The sequence below is a fragment of the Agrobacterium rosae genome (assembly GCF_002915175.1).
GTDB classification, from domain to species: domain Bacteria; phylum Pseudomonadota; class Alphaproteobacteria; order Rhizobiales; family Rhizobiaceae; genus Agrobacterium; species Agrobacterium rosae.
Window position 1 is genome coordinate 128665 of sequence record NZ_NXEJ01000013.1, and the last position, 20519, is coordinate 149183.

At 60.8% G+C, this 20519-nt stretch carries 22 protein-coding genes; 8 read left to right on the forward strand and 14 right to left on the reverse strand.

Annotated features, from left to right (window positions below; genetic code table 11):
• Positions 1-26 precede the first annotated feature (26 nt).
• The 4 genes from CPJ18_RS25065 to CPJ18_RS25080 all read right to left on the reverse strand — a co-directional run bounded on the left by CPJ18_RS25065 (position 27) and on the right by CPJ18_RS25080 (position 3087).
• On the reverse strand, positions 27-941 hold the full coding sequence (locus tag CPJ18_RS25065) for a hypothetical protein (protein WP_010891570.1): 915 nt from the start codon (positions 939-941) through the stop codon (positions 27-29).
• A 215-nt stretch (positions 942-1156) separates the two neighbouring features.
• The gene (locus CPJ18_RS25070) at positions 1157-1633 is read right to left on the reverse strand and encodes an NUDIX hydrolase (RefSeq protein WP_010891569.1); all 477 of its coding nucleotides are present in this window, start codon (positions 1631-1633) and stop codon (positions 1157-1159) included.
• Between the two features lie 60 nt (positions 1634-1693).
• Positions 1694-2449, reverse strand: coding sequence for a dienelactone hydrolase family protein (locus CPJ18_RS25075; RefSeq protein WP_065698644.1), 756 nt, complete (start codon positions 2447-2449; stop codon positions 1694-1696).
• Positions 2450-2727: 278 nt separating this feature from the next.
• The gene (locus CPJ18_RS25080; RefSeq protein ID WP_137006675.1) at positions 2728-3087 is read right to left on the reverse strand and encodes a hypothetical protein; all 360 of its coding nucleotides are present in this window, start codon (positions 3085-3087) and stop codon (positions 2728-2730) included.
• A 128-nt stretch (positions 3088-3215) separates the two neighbouring features.
• Between CPJ18_RS25080 and CPJ18_RS25085 the strand changes: the two genes are divergently transcribed.
• Positions 3216-3533, forward strand: a complete 318-nt coding sequence (locus tag CPJ18_RS25085) for a DUF736 domain-containing protein (protein ID WP_010891567.1) — start codon at positions 3216-3218, stop codon at positions 3531-3533.
• Positions 3534-3853: 320 nt separating this feature from the next.
• Positions 3854-4024, forward strand: a complete 171-nt coding sequence (locus CPJ18_RS26935; RefSeq protein WP_162992506.1) for a hypothetical protein — start codon at positions 3854-3856, stop codon at positions 4022-4024.
• A gap of 39 nt (positions 4025-4063) precedes the next feature.
• On the opposite strand, the gene CPJ18_RS25090 is transcribed toward CPJ18_RS26935, so the two are convergent.
• Positions 4064-4342 carry an HU family DNA-binding protein gene (locus tag CPJ18_RS25090; RefSeq protein WP_010891541.1) on the reverse strand — a complete coding sequence of 93 codons (279 nt, stop codon included), beginning with the start codon at positions 4340-4342 and terminating at the stop codon, positions 4064-4066.
• 139 nt (positions 4343-4481) lie between these two features.
• Positions 4482-4739 (reverse strand): WGR domain-containing protein, encoded by a 258-nt coding sequence (locus CPJ18_RS25095; protein ID WP_099086233.1) that lies wholly within the window; start codon positions 4737-4739, stop codon positions 4482-4484.
• Between the two features lie 430 nt (positions 4740-5169).
• Between CPJ18_RS25095 and CPJ18_RS25100 the strand changes: the two genes are divergently transcribed.
• Entirely contained in the window at positions 5170-5496 is a 327-nt protein-coding gene (locus CPJ18_RS25100) for a hypothetical protein (protein ID WP_065698646.1), read from the forward strand.
• A 379-nt stretch (positions 5497-5875) separates the two neighbouring features.
• Here the strand turns inward: CPJ18_RS25100 and CPJ18_RS25105 are convergent, their stop codons facing one another.
• Genes CPJ18_RS25105 through traC form a run of 4 tightly spaced genes read right to left on the reverse strand, consistent with a single transcriptional unit; the run spans position 5876 to position 8750 of the window.
• Positions 5876-6277: a hypothetical protein gene (locus tag CPJ18_RS25105; RefSeq protein WP_099086247.1), complete on the reverse strand. Its 402-nt coding sequence runs from the start codon at positions 6275-6277 to the stop codon at positions 5876-5878.
• Between the two features lie 20 nt (positions 6278-6297).
• Positions 6298-8247 carry a Ti-type conjugative transfer system protein TraG gene (traG, locus tag CPJ18_RS25110; RefSeq protein WP_099086246.1) on the reverse strand — a complete coding sequence of 650 codons (1950 nt, stop codon included), beginning with the start codon at positions 8245-8247 and terminating at the stop codon, positions 6298-6300.
• Positions 8234-8449: a type IV conjugative transfer system coupling protein TraD gene (gene traD, locus CPJ18_RS25115; protein WP_010891536.1), complete on the reverse strand. Its 216-nt coding sequence runs from the start codon at positions 8447-8449 to the stop codon at positions 8234-8236. The genes traG and traD overlap by 14 nt, the downstream gene beginning before the upstream one ends.
• A gap of 4 nt (positions 8450-8453) precedes the next feature.
• On the reverse strand, positions 8454-8750 hold the full coding sequence (gene traC, locus CPJ18_RS25120; protein WP_010891535.1) for a conjugal transfer protein TraC: 297 nt from the start codon (positions 8748-8750) through the stop codon (positions 8454-8456).
• 256 nt (positions 8751-9006) lie between these two features.
• Between traC and traA the strand changes: the two genes are divergently transcribed.
• From traA to CPJ18_RS25145, 5 genes are all read left to right on the forward strand, one after another.
• Entirely contained in the window at positions 9007-12591 is a 3585-nt protein-coding gene (gene traA / locus CPJ18_RS25125; protein ID WP_099086251.1) for a Ti-type conjugative transfer relaxase TraA, read from the forward strand.
• Entirely contained in the window at positions 12588-13118 is a 531-nt protein-coding gene (traF, locus tag CPJ18_RS25130) for a conjugative transfer signal peptidase TraF (RefSeq protein WP_010891533.1), read from the forward strand. Before traA ends, traF begins: the two co-directional genes overlap by 4 nt.
• On the forward strand, positions 13108-14289 hold the full coding sequence (locus CPJ18_RS25135) for a conjugal transfer protein TraB (RefSeq protein WP_065698649.1): 1182 nt from the start codon (positions 13108-13110) through the stop codon (positions 14287-14289). The genes traF and CPJ18_RS25135 overlap by 11 nt, the downstream gene beginning before the upstream one ends.
• A 13-nt stretch (positions 14290-14302) precedes the next feature.
• Entirely contained in the window at positions 14303-14929 is a 627-nt protein-coding gene (locus CPJ18_RS25140) for a TraH family protein (protein ID WP_010891531.1), read from the forward strand.
• A gap of 524 nt (positions 14930-15453) precedes the next feature.
• Entirely contained in the window at positions 15454-15762 is a 309-nt protein-coding gene (locus CPJ18_RS25145) for a transcriptional repressor TraM (protein ID WP_010891530.1), read from the forward strand.
• 158 nt (positions 15763-15920) lie between these two features.
• Here the strand turns inward: CPJ18_RS25145 and CPJ18_RS25150 are convergent, their stop codons facing one another.
• From CPJ18_RS25150 to gtfA, 4 genes are all read right to left on the reverse strand, one after another.
• Positions 15921-17645 carry a methyl-accepting chemotaxis protein gene (locus CPJ18_RS25150; RefSeq protein ID WP_065698650.1) on the reverse strand — a complete coding sequence of 575 codons (1725 nt, stop codon included), beginning with the start codon at positions 17643-17645 and terminating at the stop codon, positions 15921-15923.
• 102 nt (positions 17646-17747) lie between these two features.
• A complete protein-coding gene (locus CPJ18_RS25155; protein WP_234791139.1) occupies positions 17748-18074 on the reverse strand; it encodes a hypothetical protein in 327 nt (108 codons plus the stop codon).
• A 32-nt stretch (positions 18075-18106) separates the two neighbouring features.
• Positions 18107-18811: an autoinducer-binding transcriptional regulator TraR gene (gene traR, locus CPJ18_RS25160; protein WP_010891527.1), complete on the reverse strand. Its 705-nt coding sequence runs from the start codon at positions 18809-18811 to the stop codon at positions 18107-18109.
• 217 nt (positions 18812-19028) lie between these two features.
• Positions 19029-20486 (reverse strand): sucrose phosphorylase, encoded by a 1458-nt coding sequence (gene gtfA, locus CPJ18_RS25165; RefSeq protein ID WP_065698651.1) that lies wholly within the window; start codon positions 20484-20486, stop codon positions 19029-19031.
• Positions 20487-20519 lie beyond the last annotated feature (33 nt).

The following is a 20519-nucleotide window of genomic DNA, read 5'->3' on the forward strand; positions in this document are numbered from 1 at the left end:
CCCCCCCCTACGGCCATTGGCTCGCGTTACCACTCCCGCCATTCTGCGGTGATATCTTCATCATCCGGGAGGCTGAAGCCTGACGCCCTTACCACCGCGTCGATCAGGACGCCAAGTTCGTCGCGTTCCAGTGTTTCGATCATCCCGCTTCTGGCGTTGATCTCATTGATCGCAAGAACGATGTCCTTGACCGCCGTCTGGATGGCCTGTGCATCCCGCTCGCTGGTTGCGGCCTTCACCCTGTCGAGGAACGCATTCAGCGCCGTTTCAGCCGTTGCAATATCGGTTTCGTTGAACAGCTCGTCTCCCTCGGCCATGGACGCGCGCCAACGTTGCGTTGGAATATGGGCCCGCAACGCTTCGACTTTATCGATGTTGTCGGGCACGATCTTCTGCTTGGGCAAGGACGCCTTCCGGCGCTTGGCCTTGAGCATGGTGCGGTCAGCATGCATCAGATAGACCGCCATCAGCCGCAAGTTCGCATCATATTTTACGATCACGACCATATTGCCAACAGCATGGGCGTGATCGAAGCGTTCGGCTGAATATTCCGGCAGCGAGCTGCTCTTTCCCTCCCGAAACGGACCCGCCCCGAGTTTCTCGGCCACGACGTCGCTGCTGTCTCCAAACGTCAGACCGAATGGCAGCGCCGACATATAGGACCGTTGCACGGCTCTGATGGCATCCAGCCCGGTAAAGGACAGCCGAGAGACGATCCTCTCCTCGTCGTCCGGCAAGTGCCGTGACCGTACCTCTTCGAATTCGGCACTATATGCGGAAAGGCTTTCCACCTGCAGGCCGAAGCCGCTATCGAAACCGCCGAAAAACCCAATCTCCGCATTTGTGCGGAAATCGATAGGGTCCAGCTTTTCGTGATCCGCCAGGTACGACCCGACAATCGGGTCGGCGATGCTGCGGCCAAGTATATCGGAATGATTCATCTCTGCCTTTCCTTCACTGCATCCCTATCCGATATTGCCTTGCAATCTTTGTGACGTCGAATGAGTTTTATCTGTGCGCTCACAAAGCAGCGAGTTGCCGGAAATCTCCTAGCAGACCGTCCCAAAACCCTCCGTGAGATTCCTGATGAGAGTTTTGAGACGGTTTGCCCGAGTTTTGCTCGATATGTTAGCCGGACTTTTGCAGCGCTGCAAAATTAGGATTTCTGCGACATCTCGTGGATGAGCAGGTGCTGAACGGGTTCCCGCTGAACAAACTCGGCCTCTACGTGCTTTAGAACATGGCGTTGCCCTGCAAACGGCACCATCGTCAAAGCCGCCGCAAATGAGACCCACCGAAACTCGCTATGCTCGTGATTGATCGTAACCGCCGCCTCGGCATCTACAAAGCCGACGAATACGGGAAACATGCTGATGGCGTCACGATCAGCCTCATAGAACTGCTCGCATATGTCCGCTGAATAAAGGCGGTTGCAGCCTAAGCCCGTTTCCTCTTTCACCTCACGCAGAGCTGTTTCCCACGCCTTCTCGCCGTCTTCAATGCCTCCGGCAATTTGACACCACTCGCCAACGAGGGTGTGATTCCGGCGTAGCAACAAGACTTCGGTTTCGGGTTTGGCGTTGCGGAGAAGAACAACGGATACGCCAAAGCTACGGATTGGGATTTCTGCCATGGTAGTCGATCCAGCTTACAAAATGAGGTGCAGTCGCAAAATTTCCGAAACCTGCGACACTTATCGCAACAAATGCGATGACAAGAAATTTGCCGCGCTCTGGTGCGCTGCGCCGGCGTTCCGAGTTCCCGATCTCAAGAAAAAGTCGTGCGTGCCGCCCTCATAAACGTCAAGGGTAACAGGTCCGCCAAGCTGCTGCGCAGTCCGTTGCAGCTCCCGGCCAGTCGACAAGGGAAAAGTCCGGTCGGCGCTGCCCCAAATCAAATGCAGAGGCGGCAACGAGCGGACAGGCTGCGAATAGCCATTCGGGAAACCACCATCGACCAGCACCAGGGCGTCAATATCGGCTCGCCCGACCGAAGCGGCCGAAGCGATTTGCGCGCCAAGGGAGATTCCGAGAACGCCGACCTTGCCGCCGTGGCGCGGCTGCCCCTCAAGATGGGCGGCCACACCTTGAACGGCGGAAATCCAGTCCGGCAATCGCTGCGCATAATAGGCGATGCGCGCCCGCGCGCTGCCCGCCTTAGCGATGGCGTCGCGGTCGGCCGCCGACAGAACGTGCACGAGATAGGCATTCAAGCCCGCCGCCCGGAGCGACTGGCCGATCTCGTCATAAACGGGCGCTACAAAGCCCTTGCTGCCGCTCAAGATCACCACAGCCGGGCAGGTTGCGTTCGCGCAGCTCCCGAAGCTCTCGACCAGAACCCCGCCGCTGTCGGTCGCCATGGTGAACCGTTGTCGAGACGATTGAGCATTGGCTCCTGCTGGAAGAAAGGAAATGGCTAGGGTCGCGATAATGATATTGAATAGACGCATGAACCTGTCTTGTGTGCTTCCGTCGCAAAATTCCCGATTTAAATTTGAGTTCTGCGAGAGAGTTTCGCAACAGCCTATTTTTCACCGGCACCTGGCGTAGAAACTAAGAATTACACCTCGTTCTTCGAGTTGGCAATTTTCACAGCTTCGGACCGACTGGGCCTATGCGGATTTCCGTTGTGAAAGACGGCTACTCAGCCAGTTCCTGAAGCCCGGGAACGTCTTCCGTGCCGGCCAGCCGGTGCGGTGTGGGCGCTGAGGGCTGGGGGGATCGCATCCTAACCACGGTCCTTGCCGGCAGAATGAGGCACCATCCTGTCGACGATGGGCTCGGTTGTCGAACAGTCGGTAGGGCAGACCCACCTATCGGCGAAGGAGTCGAACGGAACGGCAGGACCGCAGCCGTGACGTGGCGTGAGCTTGGTGCGGATAGCGATCGTGCCTGCAGCGCGCTGGTGTGAATTCACCGAATGGTCTCTCGGCATGTCGTGCACAATCCGGTTCGGGCTGGCCACACCCATCGCGTCCTCGATGGATCTGGTGTGACCGAAGGACGCCTTCGTCTCGACCGACTTGGCCGCAACGGCCATACGCGACTTTCTTCCCCTACGAACAGGTTCGCATTCCTCGCGCGACAAGAAAGCCGCTCCCGGCCGCCCTCCACTGACGTTTCGGCCCAAGGGTGCGGCGTCGATCGCCGTCGGTCTTAACACCGTCATCGAGGACGCGATGGGCGCGGCCCGAGCAAACCGGAAAGGTTACGACAATGGCAGTCATCGGCGAATTCACCACCAACGGCAACAACTCCATCATAGGCAACGTGCGCACACTCACCGTCAGCATGAAGGCCCGCCTGAACCCGATCGAACGCGTCTCGCGCGACGCTCCGGATTTCCGCATCACCGCCGGCAACGGCGTCGAGGTCGGCGCCGGCTGGAAGGCGGTCTCCAACGACGGCGAGGAATACATCTCGGTCAAGCTGGACGACCCGAGCTTCAACGCACCGATCACCGCAGCCCTTTGGCCAAGCGATAAGGACGGCGAATACGCCCTCATCTGGAACCGCCCGAAGCGGGAGGCCTGATCACCCCGAAGAGCTTCGCCGAAAGGCGGGGCTCTTTTTCCGTTCCCATTGACGAAGCCGGGCGCAGGCATCGAGCCTGCTTCCGGCTTTTCCGGTGCCATACGAGGAGGTGTGAGCTGCTCAGTTCGTCCAAGCGTGCCATGGCGAACCGAAGGCGTCCAGCACGAGCGGCGCCTCCAATTTGCTCCTGCCGCCTTTGGCGGCTTCCGCAAATCGGTTCCTCCCCTCGCCGCCTCCGGCGGTCGCGTCCCGCGATGCTGGACCCCTCCGCTCCGCCATGACGCGCGGCGTCGTCTTTCACAAACGTCAAGGAGACGACGATGACGATTTCTCTCGAAATACAACGCGAAGAGCTTAAGGCCGAACTCAGGAACGCCTGCGATCCGGCGGAGCGTCGCCAGATCGCGTCGGAGCTGGAGATGGTGCAGGCGGAGCTTGCAACGATCGAGGCCGAACAGGACGGGCGCATCAGCACGGAGCCTCCTTTCTAGGAGGCTCTATTTCTGCGTCCCCTGTGCGGCTCTCCTGCCTCAGCCGTTGAGTGCGTCCTTGACCGCCTTGCCAGGCGTGAACGTCAGCTTTTTCGAAGCGGCGATCTTGATCGTTGCGCCTGTTGCCGGGTTACGGCCTTCACGTTCCGGCGTGTCCTTCAGCTTGAACTTTCCGAACGAGGGGATCGACGTTTCCGCGCCAGCAAGCGCCGCGTCGGTGATCTGCTTGAAGACGCTCTCGACGATCGTCTTGGCCTGCGCCTTGGTCAGGCTCTGTTCGGCTGCGATCTTGTCGGCGATTTCGTTGGTCGTGGTCATATCGGAAAGGCCTCTTTCTGTTTTCGGTCTTTCAGCTTTGACAATGAAGATGTGGCGAAGAAAGGGGCAGAACGGCAGGAATCCTCGCAAGGATTGCGAAAACCACAGGAAATGCAGGCGTTCGGCCGATTGAGACAGGCTATTGGGAGCTGCCCGCGTCCCGATAGCCGCGTCGTCTCTTCGTTCGTTCGATAAGGAAGAGTGCTGTGTCCGCATCGTCCGGATGATCGAAGGTCTCCATCATCGTCTGGCCGCCTGATCCGATCCTGCCCCAGTTGCGGACGACCGAAGCCCCGCCAAACAGCGTCGGCTGGATCGCGATCCTGTAGTAGCGCCGCATGTTCTGCGCCGCATCAATGCGGTGAAGATGAACCTGGCGTGTCTCCTTGTTTTCCATGTTCCCCTTGTCGCTGTCCCGGCAAGCGGCGTCCAACGAGTTATATGAATCGATCCGGCGTCACCGATTCATCGTCGTGATGGTTTCAGACGGGAACTGGGCGAGACGGCTTCGCCGCACGGCTCTATGCGCAGGCGCACCGAACCCGCAAGCGGTTTCGGCCATCCGGTTGCGATCCTCTCGCGGCCGCTTCTACCGGCAGACGGACGCGCCCTGCAGGCGCGGGTCTCTCTTCTCTCTGACTTTGTATTTTGCACCCGCCACTCCGGCGTCAAGGACGTCGTAGCACCTCCAATTTGCAGCCGCCGTCCGCGACGGCTCTTGCAAATCGGCTCCTCCACTCGCCGCCTCCGGCGGTCGCAATGCGATCCCTGACCCCTCGCGTCTACGGCGCAGCCTCCTTGCGTCAGAAAGACGAAAGGAGATTGTCATGACAGAGCAGAAAATCAAATACATCGATGGTGGCAGCCCGGAATACTGGCGTCAGCGGGAAGAGGGTTTTCGGTTGATTCGAGAAGCCGAGCGTGCACATGACCGCGTCACGCGCGCGCCAATGTACATCTCAGGCGGCTATGACGATGACGGCGACGTCATCCCTGTCGAAAACCTCGGTCCATGGGATGCGATGGACGCGGCGATCAGTGCTATCGAGGCCAACGAAACGGCCGTCGATATTCTGGTTGCCCAGCGACGAACCGAGATTGGCGACTGGCGCATCGACACGGTGATCCGTGAACTCAACGTTAGCCCCGATTAATGTCGAGGACGAAAGGTGGTGGTGCCACCTTTCGTCCGTATCCCTGTCTGCGAGCCTCGTCAGCCGGATCGACCGGCCGGCATGGCTAACGAAAGGGGGGCGGCTGCGCCGCCCCTCTCGCCGCTCACCCCATGAGGGAAGGGCAAGCCCCTCCCTCAAACACCCTCCCATGGGGAAAGGGGACGGTTCCCTCCACCCTTTCCCAAACCCCTATCCCTCTCCCGGGTGCGGCCTGCGGCCGGCTTAAAGCTCCGGGAGATCGGCGTCGCTCATTGGTGATTTTATGCACCGGTGATAGCCTCTCCCCCTGAATTCAGCAGCTTGTCGCAGTGTGCCGGATACAGGTCCCGTACGGCATCCGGGGACGCGCTTTCGGACGTCATGCGATGGACGGCTTCGCATCGCTGGCAGCGGCCCCCTCCTTCTCTTCCTCCCGCTTTCGTTTTCCGGTTGTGGACCGAATCCGGTTCAGCACCGGTGGCAGAAACGGAACATCTTCCCAGGCGACATCGCCTTCGAAGAGCATCTCTCTGTTTCTGTTGCGCCAGGCCACCTCTTCTCTCGTCACAAATGGCGGCGCGATCTCCGTGAACGCCGCCAGTGGCCCAAGCACCAGAGCGCAGAAAAGGCCAACCGTCTTCACGATCGTATCGCCGATCGCTAACAGAATGGCCATGCTGACGATCGCCCCGGCGCCGAGAAACGGAATGGCGATGATGAACGCCACCCAGATCATCAACGGCCCCATCAACGAGTAACAGTCCTTTCTCCAATGCATCATGCGCGCTTCCTTTCGTTCTGTCAGGGTGTGGAAGGTTCCGGCCCCTTGGCCGGCGCATCGCCTTGATGGAACCTGTTCTTGCCGACGATCCTCGTCATCTCGTCGCGGCGGAACCAGATGGCGCGGCCGCATCTGAGCGGCGCGTTGCCAGCCGTGAACACGATCTGCTCGTCGGTCCGCATGCGCATCACCTCATGCGGCAGGATCAGCCGCCGGTTCGAAAGCTGCTTCGACCGCGAGCGCGACGATCCCTTCATTCCGGTCGACCGGTTCGTCTGGTCGACCTCGATCGTCGTGTCGCCGCATCGCTTCGAGATGTAGTCGGCCGTGTCGGGATCGTTGATCGCCGCAAACGAGATCCATGACGCCGACTCGAACCATTTGCTCGTGGCGTCCCGACCGCCATAGGCCTCGCGCATCTGCCCGAGGCTCTGGAAGATCAGCGTCAGCGTGATGCCGTATTTGCGACCGGCATCGCGCGCTGTCTCGAGGATGCGCAGATAGCCGAGACGGGCCACCTCGTCGAGCAGAAACAGCGTCCTGCCCTCGACCTCGCCGTTGCGATTATAGATCGCGTTCAGGAACGCGCCGATCACGACGCGGGCAAGGCCCGGATGGGCCTCCAGCACTTTCAGGTCGAGTGCGATGAAGATGTCCGTCTCGCCCTTGGCGAGATCGTCCGTCGAGAAGCTGTCGCCGGACACCAGGGCGGCATAGTTCGGATAGGAGAGCCAGTGCGTTTCCTTGACGGCGTTGGCATAAACGCCGGAGAACGTCTCCGGCGTCATGTTGACGAACACCGCGACATTCTCCCGGACGAAATCGGATTCGGACTGCTCGTAAATCCGCGTCAGCCGCTCGCGCAGTTTCGGTTCAGGCTCCGAGAGATTGGCGCGCACCCGGCGCAGCGTCTGGTCCTGTTCGTCCGTATGCCCTGACAGGCACACGTCTGCGATCAACGCGGTCAGCAGCTGCATGGCGGAAGCCCGGAAGAAATCGTCGCGGGCGGAGGCGGTGCGCGCGTTGTCGGTCATGATCCAGGTCGCGACCGACACGATATCCTCCTCCTTCGTTCCGCCGAACCGCCCGATCCAGTCGAGCGCGTTGAAGCCGATGGCGGGCGTGGCGGGATCGAGCACGATCACTTTTCGGCCGGCCTTGCGCCGGTGTTCCGAGACCATCGGCGCCACCTCGCTTGACGGGTCCAGAACCACAAGCCCGCCACCCCATTTGAGCGCCGTCGGGATCGTCACCGATGTCGTCTTGAAACCGCCGGAGCCGGCAAAGACGATGCCGTGCGACGAGCCGAACGAGCCGTCGAAGCAGAGCAGCGGGGACTTGCCGCCCGCGCCCCATGTCTCGCGCTGATCGGCGCGGAACGACATGCCCGCCACACTGTCGCGATCGACGCGATAGCGTTCTCCGATGACGATGCCGCCCGCATCGGGAAACAGTCTTCCCGCTTCGACCACGCCCATCCAGTCCGCCTCGCCATGCACGGCCCGCTTGCCGCGGACACGGCGCGGCGCCGGACTGGCAAATGCAGCGTTGCCCTTGATGACGACGCGAAGTGCGAAGACGCCGGCGAGGAATGGGCCGGCCGCACCGAGCGCTGTCGCCGGGTCCGTGTAGGCGAGGACGGACTGGTCCGTGGGGACGCTTCCGGCGATGCCGGAAAGACGAGCCGCCTCGCGGATCATCGCGATGATAATCGCCGCGACGTTTCCGCTGACGACGCCCCATCCAGCCGTCTTTATGTTGGCGGCACCGTTGGCCGCGAACAGGAACATCGTGCCGATCGCAGCCGCTGCGATGTAGGGCAGGGCGATGCCGAACCGCCCGAGCATCAGCTTCGCCTGCGCCGTCCTTCCGAACGCCGCCAGCCAGTGCTCGATCCCCGGCATCAGGATCACCGCTGCGATCATCGTCGTGGCGGGGACGACGGCGAGGAGAATTCTATTCGCCGTCACGACCAAAGGCCTCCGCCCCTATCGTGGTGAGGCGCGATCGCTCGGCATCGTCGCCCTTGATGCGGCGACCTGCATCGATCAGCATGCCGAGCAACAGTGCCCGTTTCTCGTAGCGCAGCCCGGCCTTGACGATCAGGCCACCCAGCTCGATCTTCTCGCGGGTGTCCTTCTTTCGGGCGTCGGTCGATGCGGTCCGGTGCATCCGCTCAAGCCTCGCCACGGCTGCCCGCATCCGAGCCAGATGCGAGCGTCGCGCCCGGCTCGCCGGCGGTCCGGCCGTCACCGGCATTTTTCCTTCCGGATGTCCCTGCCTTACCTCCGCGAAAGCGCCCGGCGATGTCCTCGAACGCTGCCTGGAGTTCGGCCTCCTCGATCTCGATCTCGCCAAGACCGGCCTTCAGCGCGACGCGGCCGATGCGCTCGGCCTCCCGCGTCTCCGCCTGTCTGAGCTGGTCCTGAAGGCGGGCGATTTCTTCACGTATCTTCGATGACGGTTTCTTCATTCCGGTCGGATCTCCCTGGAAGTCTCGCGGTGATGTTCTCGCCGCCAAACTTCCTCAAAAGCACGTCCGAAGGAACGTGCAGATTTGCACGTCGGCAAAGCCGACACTTTGGAGGATCATCCCGCCGTTTCGAAGAAGCGGAACCAAGGGCGCAATTATACGTCGCTGGCGCGACGCGTTGCTCAATGACCCTGGCGGGGCCGCTATTCGCGACGAGCAGCTTGTTTCGACCGATCAATCGGGAGTTTTCGCCGCCGTGGCCATCGCCCACTTCTCAGCCAGCATCGTAAGCCGCGGCGACGGCCGCAGCGCGGTGCTGTCGGCGGCCTATCGGCACTGTGCGAAGATGGACTACGAGCGCGAGGCGCGCACCATCGACTACACCCGCAAGGTTGGGCTCCTTCACGAAGAGTTCCTTTTGCCGGACCATGCGCCGAAATGGGTCCGGATGCTGATCGCCGACCGCTCTGTTGCCGGCGCTTCAGAGGCCTTCTGGAACAGGGTCGAGGCTTTCGAAAAGCGGATCGACGCCCAGCTTGCCAAGGACCTGACGGTGGCGCTGCCGCTGGAGCTCACAGCCGAGCAGAATATCGCGCTCGTCCGTGACTTCGTGGAAAAGCACATTCTCTCCAGAGGGATGGTTGCCGACTGGGTTTACCACGACAATCCCGGCAATCCGCACATCCACCTGATGACGACCCTGCGGCCGCTGACCGAAGACGGTTTTGGCGCGAAGAAGGTCGCGGTGATCGGCGAGGACGGCGAACCTCTGCGGACGAAAGCCGGGAAGATCGTCTATGAGCTATGGGCCGGCGGAACGGACGACTTCAACGCGTTTCGCTACGCCTGGTTCGAACGGATGAACCATCACCTGGCGCTCAACGGCATCAATCTGCGCGTCGACGGGCGATCCTACGAGAAGCAGGGTATCGACCTGGTGCCGACCATTCATCTCGGCGTCGGGGCCAAGGCGATCGAGCGCAAGGCCGAAGGGGAGGGACGCAAAGCCGAGCTCGAACGCCTTGAGCTCAACGAGGAGCGGCGCGAGGAGAATGCCCGCCGCATCCGGGAGAATCCCAAACTCGTGCTGGATCTCATCACCCGCGAGAAGAGCGTCTTCGACGAGCGCGATGTCGCCAAAATCCTGCATCGCTATATCGACGATGCGGGCATGTTCCGCAACACGATGGCGCGCATCATGCAGAGTGGGCAAGTGCTGCGGCTGGAGCGTGAGCGGATCTCGTTGGCAACCGGCAAGCGCGAGCCGTCGAAGTTCACGACGCACGAGCTGATCCGCCTCGAAGCGACGATGGCCCGGAGCGCGATGTGGCTTGACCGACGGTCCTCGCATGGTGTCGGCAAGGTCCTTCTCGACGCGACTTTCGCGCGCCACGACCGCCTGTCGCAGGAACAGCGGACGGCGCTTGCGCATATCGCCGGCGCCAATCGCATAGCCGCCGTCGTTGGCCGTGCCGGAGCGGGCAAGACCACGATGATGAAAGCGGCCCGCGAGACATGGGAAGCCGCCGGATATCGCGTCGTGGGCGCAGCGCTTGCCGGCAAGGCGGCGGAGGGTCTGGAGAAAGAGGCCGGCATTATCGCGCGCACGCTGTCGTCATGGGAACTGCGCTGGCAACAGGAGCGTGACCGTCTCGACGACAGGACCGTCATGGTGTTGGATGAGGCGGGCATGGTGTCGTCGCGGCAGATGGCGATGCTTGTCCAGGCAGCGACCGAGGCCGGGGCCAAGCTGGTGCTGGTCGGTGACCCCGATCAGCTCCAGCCGATCGAAGCGGGCGCCGCATTCCGCGCGATTACCGACCGCATCGGCTATGCCGAACTTGGCACGATCTATCGCCAGCGCGAGGCGTGGATGCGTCGCGCCTCGGTCGATCTTGCCCACCGTCAGGTCGGGTCGGCGCTCGCAGCCTATGACCGCGCGAACCTGATCCATTCGCACTGGTCGAAGGACGAGGCCATAGCCTCGCTGATCGAAGACTGGAACCGCGACTACGATCCGGCGAGGTCTTCTCTCATTCTCGCCCATCGACGGCTCGACGTGCGCGCACTCAACGAACTCGCCCGCGAAAGACTGGTCGGGCGCGGTTTCGTCGGCGAGGGCTTCGCCTTCCGGACAGAAGAAGGCGAGCGTCGCTTTGACGCCGGCGACCGGATCGTCTTCCTGAAGAACGAGGGATCGCTCGGCGTCAAGAACGGCATGCTGGCGAAGGTGGTCGAAGCCGCACCCGGCAGGTTTGTCGCCGAGATCGGCGAAGGGGAGGATGGCCGTCAGGTGACGGTCGATCAGCATCTCTACGCCAATGTCGATCATGGCTATGCGACCACCATCCACAAATCGCAGGGCGCGACGGTCGACGACGTCAGGGTGCTCGCTTCCGGCACGATGGACCGCCATCTGACCTATGTCGCGCTCACCCGTCATCGCGATGCAGCCCGGCTCTATGTCGGCATGAACGAGTTCACCAACCGCGGCGGCGTTCTCGTCGATCACGGAGAGGCTCCCTACGAGAACAAGCCCGAGAACCACGACAGCTATTTCGTCACGCTCGAAACGGGCGAGGGGAAGCAGAACACCATCTGGGGCGTCGATCTGAGGCGCGCGATGGCAGAGGCGGCGCCTCAGATCGGCGACCGCATCGGCCTCGACCACAAGGGTTCCGAAATGGTCCGTCTTCCCGACGGCAAGAAGGTCAAGCGCCATACCTGGAAGGTCGTCGACATCCGCGAGCTGGCGCTGTCGCGGATGACGGAACGCATGTCGCGCGACGCAGCGAAGGAAACGACGCTCGACTACGAGAACGCCAGCTTCTATCGCGCGGCACTCCGCTTCGCCGACACGCATGGCCTGCGCGTCATGAACGTCGCCCGGACCATGATGCGCGACCGGCTCGACTGGACGGTCCGGCAGAAACAGCGGCTTGCCCGTCTCGGAAGCCGGCTGCTCGCCATCGGCGGCAAGCTCGGTCTCGTTTCCAGCACTCACCAGCAACAATCGCTTTCCAGCAACATGAAGGAGGTCAGGCCGATGGTTGCCGGCATCACCATTCATCCGAAATCCCTCGACCAGGCGGTCGAGGACAAGCTCGCCGCCGATCCCGGTCTGAAGAAGCAATGGGAGGAAGTCTCCTCCCGTTTTCATCTGATCTACGCCCAGCCCGAAGCCGCCTTCCGCGCGGTCGATGTCGACGCGGCGTTGAAGGATCCGGCGACTGCGAAATCCACGCTCGCTAAAATCGCGAACGAGCCGGAGAGTTTTGGAGCGCTCAAAGGCAAGACCGGCCTGTTCGCCAGCCGCGTGGAGAAGGAGGACCGCGATATTGCACACGTCAATGCGCCGGCGCTTTCGCGTGATCTCGAACGTTATCTTCAGATGCGAACGAACGCCATGCAGCGCCTTGAAGCGGAGGAGAGGGCAATCCGGCATCGCGTCTCGATCGACATACCGGCACTGTCGCCGTCCGCCCGCACGGTACTCGAACGGGTGCGCGATGCGATCGACCGCAACGACCTTCCCGCAGCACTCGGATATGCGGTCAGCGACAAGGAGGCCAAGCTCGAAATCGACGGATTCAACAAGGCTGTATCGGAACGCTTCGGTGAACGCAGCCTGCTGACGAACGCCGCGCGCGAACCATCCGGGCGGCTGTTCGAGCAGCTCGCAAAGGGACTCCAGCCCCAGGAGAAGGAGCACCTGGCCGAGGCATGGCCGGTGATGCGCACCGCACAGCAACTCGCTGCCCACGAGCGCACCGCCGCGACGTTGAAGCAGGTCGAGGACCTGCGGCTGTCGCAGCGCCAGACACCGGTGATCAAGCAATGACGCCGCGCCGGGCGATCATCCTGATCGGGGTCTCAGTGACCGTCATTCTCTGCGGATCGGTTGTCGCCGCGGTTGGCGGCTATCGCCTGAACCTGACGCCAAGCGAGCCGCTCGGGCTCTGGCGCATCGAGGCATTGAACCGCTCCCCTGCGGTCGGGGATCTGGTGTTCATCTGCCCGCCGTCGAACGCGTCGTTCATCGAGGCGCTGGAGCGCGGATATCTCCGCCGCGGGCTTTGCAGGGGCGGTTTTGCGCCCCTGATCAAGACCATTGTCGCGCTTCCCGGCGACCGGGTCGTGATCAGCGGGGAGGTCGTCATCGACGATCGCCCGATACCCGCATCCGCTGTGCGGGCGACAGATGGTGCCGGCAGGGCGATCCATCCCTATCCGGGCGGCGTCGTGCCACCCGGCCATCTCTTTCTTCACTCATCCTTTGCGAGCTCTTATGATTCACGATATTTTGGGCCGATCCCGGCATCCGGCCTTCTCGGTCTGGCGCGGCCGGTGTTCACGTTTGACCCGTGACCGCTGGCGTGTGGCGCTCCTGATCCTGCTTTCGATCGTGGTCGGAGCGGTCGGGTGGAGCGGCGAGGTTCTCCTTCTTCCGACAACCATGCTCTTTCCGTTGCTATGGGCGCAATCTCCATCACGACTGGTTGCGGGCGCGGTGTCTGCCGGGTACTTCCTCGCCGCCTCGCGCGGCCTGCCGCAGGGTGTGGCGAACTTCTACGCAGCCGATTTCTGGCCCGGCCTCCTGCTCTGGCTGGCCGCGTCCGCCTCCTTCGTCGGCCTGCACGCGGCGCTCTGGACAAGGCTCCCGGGAAGGGGCGCTCTGGGTTGGGGAAAGCCGGTGCGCTACCTTGCGGCCGCGGTGCTGATGGGGCTGCCGCCCTTCGGCATCACCGGGTGGGCACATCCACTGACCGCAGCGGGCGTTCTGTTTCCCGGCTTTGGATGGTGGGGGCTGGGTGCGACCACAGCCGGCCTCGCGATGATGACATCGCGATACTGGCCGGCTGCCGCCATTGCCCTGGGAGGCTACTGGCTCTGGTCCGCCGCTACGTGGACGCAACCTGTCCTACCGGATGGATGGAAAGGCGTCGACCTCGAACAGGGTCAAACGCTTGGACGTGATGGTTCGCTTGACCATCACCGTGACCTGATCGCAACGGTGCGCGCGGCGGCAGGAGCGGAAACCCGTGTCATCGTTCTTCCCGAAAGCGCCCTCGGCTTATGGACCCCGACTGTCGCACGGCTTTGGCAGGCGGGCTTGCGAGGGGCGGACGTCACCGTGATCGCCGGCGCGGCCGTCATCGATCCGGGCGGCTACGACAACGTCATGGTGACGGTCTCGGAGGGTGAAGCACGGATCCTCTATCGCGAGCGCATGCCGATCCCGGTATCGATGTGGCAGCCATGGTTGCAATGGACCGGGCAGGGCGGTGGCGCTCAAGCGCATTTCTTCGGCAACCCGGCCGTGGATCTCGCTGGCACGAGGATCGCGCCGCTGATCTGCTACGAGCAGCTCATCGTCTGGCCCATACTGCACTCGATGCTGTTTTCCCCCGCCGCCATCGTCGCCACGGGCAACGGATGGTGGACCGAGGGAACGTCGATCGTCGCCATCCAACAAGCAGGCGTGATTGCCTGGGCGAAACTCTTCGGGCGACCCGTCGTCACGGCTTTCAACACATAAGGAGACTTTCGCGATGGTCGATTCCGCCCTCATCAAGGAATGCAGCGATCCCGGCCTGAAACCCGCGATCGTCGAACAGTTCATCGAACGGGCAGGGGCGCCGGACCCGCTCGCGGTCACTGTCCGCTCCGGCAACCGCATCGTTCTGGTGCCGAAGCCGACAACGCCGGACGAAGCGCTCGCATTGATACGCCAGAACCTCGGCCGCAATATCGTTCGCGTCGGCTTGACGCAGTATCCCGCCGGGCTCGGTATCGTCGAGGCGGGCCAGTTGAAGCCGGACCTGATCGAGCCTTGCGAAAACATCAAAATGGGCACGGCCCTGTTCGCCAAAGTCTATCGTATCGTCACCAAATGGTACGGTAACCCTACCGAAAGCGAGGTCCTTCCGCAGGTTTTTGAAGACGCGATCATCGCATGGCAAACGGGGTATTTCGAGGGGACAGCGGTGTTCCGGGCAGCCGATCCGGGCGACGTGAAGCTGCCAGAGCCGGAACCAGGGGTGGAAGAGGAAAGGTCCGGAGCCGGTAGTGACAAGATGAAGGGCGGCAACGTCGATGCACTCGAAGCGGAACCGGTCGACCCGAACAAGGCTGGTATTCGGATCGACCTTTCCGGCATCGGCGCGCGCGGGAAGTGAGGACAAGTTCCTCGCGTCTGCGTCGATGAACGCGGGCCAGGAGCGAAAAATTGCTCGGTCCGTGCGCCAGGCGAATCGCAGTCAATGAGAGCACGGCAGAGAACAACCAAGTGTCGTCGCGATTTACCAATGCATTCTATCTCTGGTCGCAAGTCGCGTTGATTTCTTCTTCGAAAGCATAGGCCTTGAGGTATTTTGTGCCTTCCATCGAGGTGGGCATGTGAAGATTTGCACCGTCGTTCTGTCGATCGGCGCTGGCATCTCTTTGGAATGGCTCTTATAAGGGGCATGACGCAGTACGCGCTGTGTTGCGGCTTAGAATCCGCAGATGAACGGTTGGCGCTGACCGAAACGGTGCCAGGAACCCTCTGACCTTGTGGCCGGGGGCCTGTGACTCATGTCCAGGCGCCTCGGTGCTAAAGGTCTCAGGGCCGATTCATCTCGGATTCTAACCCCCGGCTAGGGTTCAAAGGGTTCAACGTCAGCGGGGGCGCACCGCAGACAAAACCAGGGTTAGGTCAGGAATGGAATCGGAAGATGCAACATTGACGAAAAAAGTTGAGCTCCGGCCACTGGTCGGCTTAACTCGTGGACTACACCCGGCTGACCTCGAGAAACTGACCATAGACGCAATCCGTGCGCATCGGCGACTGGTCGAAAAGGCCGACGAACTTTTCCAGGCCCTGCCGGAAAGCTATAAGTCGGGAAAGGAAGTCGGAGGCCCACAGCATCTGTGTTACATCGAGGCCAGTATCGAGATGCACGCGCAGATGAGCGCTGTCAGCACGCTGATCAGCATTCTTGGCTATATTCCGAACGCCTCCGTGAACTGAACCAGCTTCGGTTTGTCTCATGGCGAATTTTTATAGCGGGCTATGATGTCATACCCTGAACTATCGCGGCAACTCAGACCCGCAATCTTCATCGGAGGAAAGGCGGCCTGACACGAGCTCCTCCGTTCGGTCTCTTTGATACCGACCGCGGTGGAACCCTACGCAGCGAAGCTCGACGGTTTGGCGACTGGCGCGACGGATGGCCGATGAACCTGGCCAGCAAACGCTTGCGTTCGGCCGGTATCATCGAACCTGAAATGCTCCAGCAGCTCGAATAGCGCGGCGGCCTCGCGAGCAAGGCTGTGGCTGGCCGCCGTCTGCTCCTCGACCATCGCGGCGTTTTGTTGCGTTCCCTGATCGACGCTGTTCACGGCCTTGTTGATCTCACCGAGAGCGTTCGACTGCTCGCGTGCCGCTTCGACAATCGCGACGACATTCGTGTTGATGTCGTGGACCTGGGTTGCGATTTCCTGCAGCGCGGAACCGGCTTTCGTGACAAGCGATACCCCGCTCTGGACCTGGCTGCCCGACGCGGTGATCAGCGTCTTGATTTCCTTGGCGGCCTTGGCCGATCGCTGCGCGAGCTCGCGGACTTCCTGCGCGACGACCGCGAATCCCTTGCCCGCTTCGCCGGCACGGGCCGCTTCGACACCGGCATTCAGCGCCAGGAGGTTGGTCTGGAACGCGATCTCATCGATGACACCGATGATGTTGGAGATCTCGCGAGAGGACGTTTCGATCTGATCCATGGCGCCGATCGCGTCGCGCACCACCTCCCCGGAATGCTCTGCATGTTCGCGGGTGCGTGCAACGAGTTGGCCAGCCTCCTCCGCCCGACGACTGGAATCCTTGACCGTTGTGGTGATTTCCTCGAGCGCAGCGGCGGTCTCCTCGACCGAGGCGGCTTGTTGCTCGGTGCGTTTCGCCAGCTCGTCGGCGGCGGTCCGAATCTCGCTGGATCCCGCGGAGATCGCCCTGGCGTTGTCGGCGACAGTCGCCATCGCGCGCTTCAGCTTGTCGGAGGCGGCGTTGAAATCGGTGCGCAAACGTTCGAGCGAGGGGATGAACGGTTTTTCGATTTGCTGCGCCAGGTCACCGTCCGCCAGACTGTTCAGGCAGCCCGCGAGCTGTTCGACGTTTTCGACCCGGGTGGTCACGTCGGTCGCGAATTTCACGACCTTGAAAACTCTGCCGTTCATATCGAAGATCGGATTATAGGATGCCTGGATAAAGACCTTGCGACCACCCTTGCCGAGCCGCATGAACTCGTCCGCCATCAAATCCCCGCCTGCAAGCATCTTCCAGAAATTCCGATAGTCGGGCGACGCGGTATAGGATGGTTCGCAGAACATCGAATGGTGTTTGCCCTGGATCTCGCTCAGAGAATATCCGAGGGCGGACAGGAAATTCTCGTTGGCGGTCAGGACGTCGCCGGTCGGCGTGAACTCGATAATCGCCTGCGCCCGCGACAAAGCCTCGATCTTGCCGGCATCTTCTGCAACTTTCAGCTTCTGGGCGGTGATGTCGGTGGCGATCTTGACAACCTTGACCGGCTTGCCACGGCGCATGACAGGGTTATAGGACGCCTCGATCCAGACTTCCTTGCCGCCCTTGCCGATGCGCTTATATTGCTGCTGGTCGAAGTTGCCGGCGGCGAGTTTCGCCCAAAACGCCTTATAATCCGCCGATTTTACAAAGTCCGGTTCAACGAACATGCTGTGATGTTTGCCGATAATTTCGGATAGCTCGTAGCCGAGCGCCCGGCAGAAATTGTCGTTGGCGGTGAGTATCCTTCCGGTCAGATCGAATTCGATCATGGCTTGAGATTTAGAGAGGGCGGCAAGTACCGCGCATGCATTGGCACCACGATTGAGAATATTCACTAGGCGACCTCCCAAGGATACTTACCGGACCGAAGGTCGCGGCAGAGCGCGAATAGTTGCATACGATGTTTAATCTTCATTTAAACATGGAACTGGCATCCATCAATTATGCCCGCTTAAAGCGCTCGAAGAGAAGGAGGAGATTGTATCAACAATCATGTGCCGCTCGATAAGCGCTTCCATGTTGCGATTGAGCAAAGACAGCAGCAGGTGTTTTGTGACGGCCCGGGTCTCGATTTTTTCGAGATAGAGCGGACGCCACGTGAGGTCGAGATCCTGGCTTAGGTCTTCGTGCAACTTGACTATCTCCTGCCGGGCCGCTTCCAGGCTATCGAAAAACTGAACGGTGGTGTGCCCGTGCAGCCAGTGCGCCTGATCATCGGCAGTCGCCTGAGAATAGATGTAGAACGTATAGGAAGTTACTGACATCATTCCTCTCCCCTGGTTTGTCTGTCACGTTTTCAGATCAGCTTTCTTCTGATTGCGAGGGCGGTGAGATGGGCTTTGCTGCGAACGTCGAAGCGCTTCATGGCCTCGCGGAGCTTGACACGGACGCTGTTGTACTTGACGCCCTCCACGTCTGCGACTTCCTCCATTGTCATGCCGACGGCGATCCATCTGAGATAGGTCGCCTCTTTCGGATCGAGCCAGGCGGCATCTTCCACTGTCGGAGTGGTCTGAAGGAAAGAGATGCGGGCATGGAGCTGCCCGACGGCGCCCGCGGCTGCGACCGCGTCGATCTCACGGTCGAGGTCGATCGCCGGCCTTTCCGACGCCAGCGTGAACATCGACATTGATCCGTTGGCGGTCTTGATCGGAATGGTGATGCCGGAGCGGATGCCGAAATCGGCCGCATGCGCGTAGAAGGCACGCTCTTCCTTCGATAGCCGCGATCGTTCCTGTTCGCCGGACCAGGCAAAGACTTGCTTCCTGGATTTCGCGCGCTTGACGACCGGATCGAGCTTGTCGAAGTTGTTCTCGAAATAAGCCGATCGCCAGTCACGATGATAATTGGTGACCGCGATGGTGTGTTTGTGCTGGATATGGAGATAGGCGTAGCCGGTGAAGCCGAAATGTTCGGCAAGGTCGGCAAGGCCATCTTTCAGGATGCACTCGTCGCCCTGAATTGCGGCAAGATCGGTCAACTTGTCCAGCCAGTGCTGCATTCCATACCCCCATATGCTGGTGTGCGATGCCTACTCTAACGTTTGCTCCCAGCAGCCGACCGCCGGGCTGAATCTGCTTTCATCCTCTTTTACCCAGACAACTCAGGCTGAGCCGAAGCATTTTTCCACGAGGCATACATGCTCCAACGCTTCACGAATATCCGTACTATCCCCCTGTACATGCTATCGAGCCGGGGAAGCGGCACTTGCGTGCAGTTCACTCGACGATCTGCATCTCGCTCTGACCAGATGCGGCAATGCTCGCCTTGCGGTCGGCAAATGAGATCTTCAATTCAGCAAAAGCATCGCCGTGTTGCCATGAAAGCACCAACGCTCCGGCATCAGCAATGGTGGCCTTGAGCGCTCCACCGAAGGCGGGATGGGTGTTCCTGAAACGGATCAGATTTGAAAGGCGATGGAAGAGCGGGGTCTCAAGGGCCGTACCGATTTCGTCGTTGCCGTAATAGTGCCGGTTAATGTCACGCCCCACGCCCGTTTTGGCGAGCAGGTCCATATCGTTTACGCCGCCCAATAAACCGACATAATAGACTTGCGGAATTCCTGGAGCAAAAAACTGAATTGCCCGAGCGATGAGATAATCATTATCGTTGCGACCAAGCGCGTCATAGTAGGTGCAGTTTACCTGATAAAGGTCCAGATTCGATGCAGCGGCCCCCGTCGCCTGGCGGCTCTGGCCATCCGATCGCCTATGGATCTCTTCCACAAGATTGTCGATCGCCTGGGGTTCGAGGAGGCCCGCCCGGCCGTCGCTACGGGCGCCGACATCTATAACGCCGATCCCGTCATGGGTGTCGAGAACGGTGATCGCGTTACGGGGGCTTATTGCCAGCCACTTTGCCAGCGGCGTGGCGTCTCCCGTAAACAATGCATGCAAGATGAGCGGTGGTAGTGCGAAATCGTAGACCCGGTCGACCTTCTTCGCGATCTCGATTTGGTCACGATGATAACTATGAATCTCGACCAGAACCTCCATGCCGCGGTTGCGGGCCTTTCCAGCCACTTCTTCGAGGAATGCGTAGGTATCGTCGATCATGAAGCAACTGCTGCCCGCTTTCTTGATCGCGTATCCCGCGGCGTCGAGGCGGATCGCCGTCACATTCGCCTCCGAAAAGCGATCGAGGATCGTTTCGAGATAGGTTGTGCCTTTGGCGCTGTGGACATCGATGTCGATCTGCTCCGGTGTGAAGGTTGTCCAGAGCATCCGCTGAGTACCATCAGCCAGGGTCACCTTCGAAAACGGTAAACCGGGGCGCGGTCGATAGATCCTCAGAAGGTCTTCTTCGGTGGCGCCATCGGGAAATACCTTTTCGAACGTCATGAACATGTCGGCAAATTCGGACGCCGAACCCTTGGCAATGAAGTCCGTGAATGCGCCGGATTGCGATGAGACATGGTTGACGATAAGATCGGCCATGATTTCCACGGATCCCGACAAAGCCCGCACATCCTCCCAGTCGCCGAGGCGCGGATCGACGATCGTGTGATCTGTTGGATCGAATCCGGCATCAGCGCCATCGATCGGATTGAAGAAAGGCAAGACATGGACGCCGCCGAACAGGCCAGCGAACTTGCCATCGACCAGTTCCTTCAATTGCCTGAAACCACCTCTGGTCAGGCGGTCAACATAGGTGATAAACTGCACTTTGTTTTGCATTTCAATTTCCAGTATGTGTCGTCTTACGAGGAC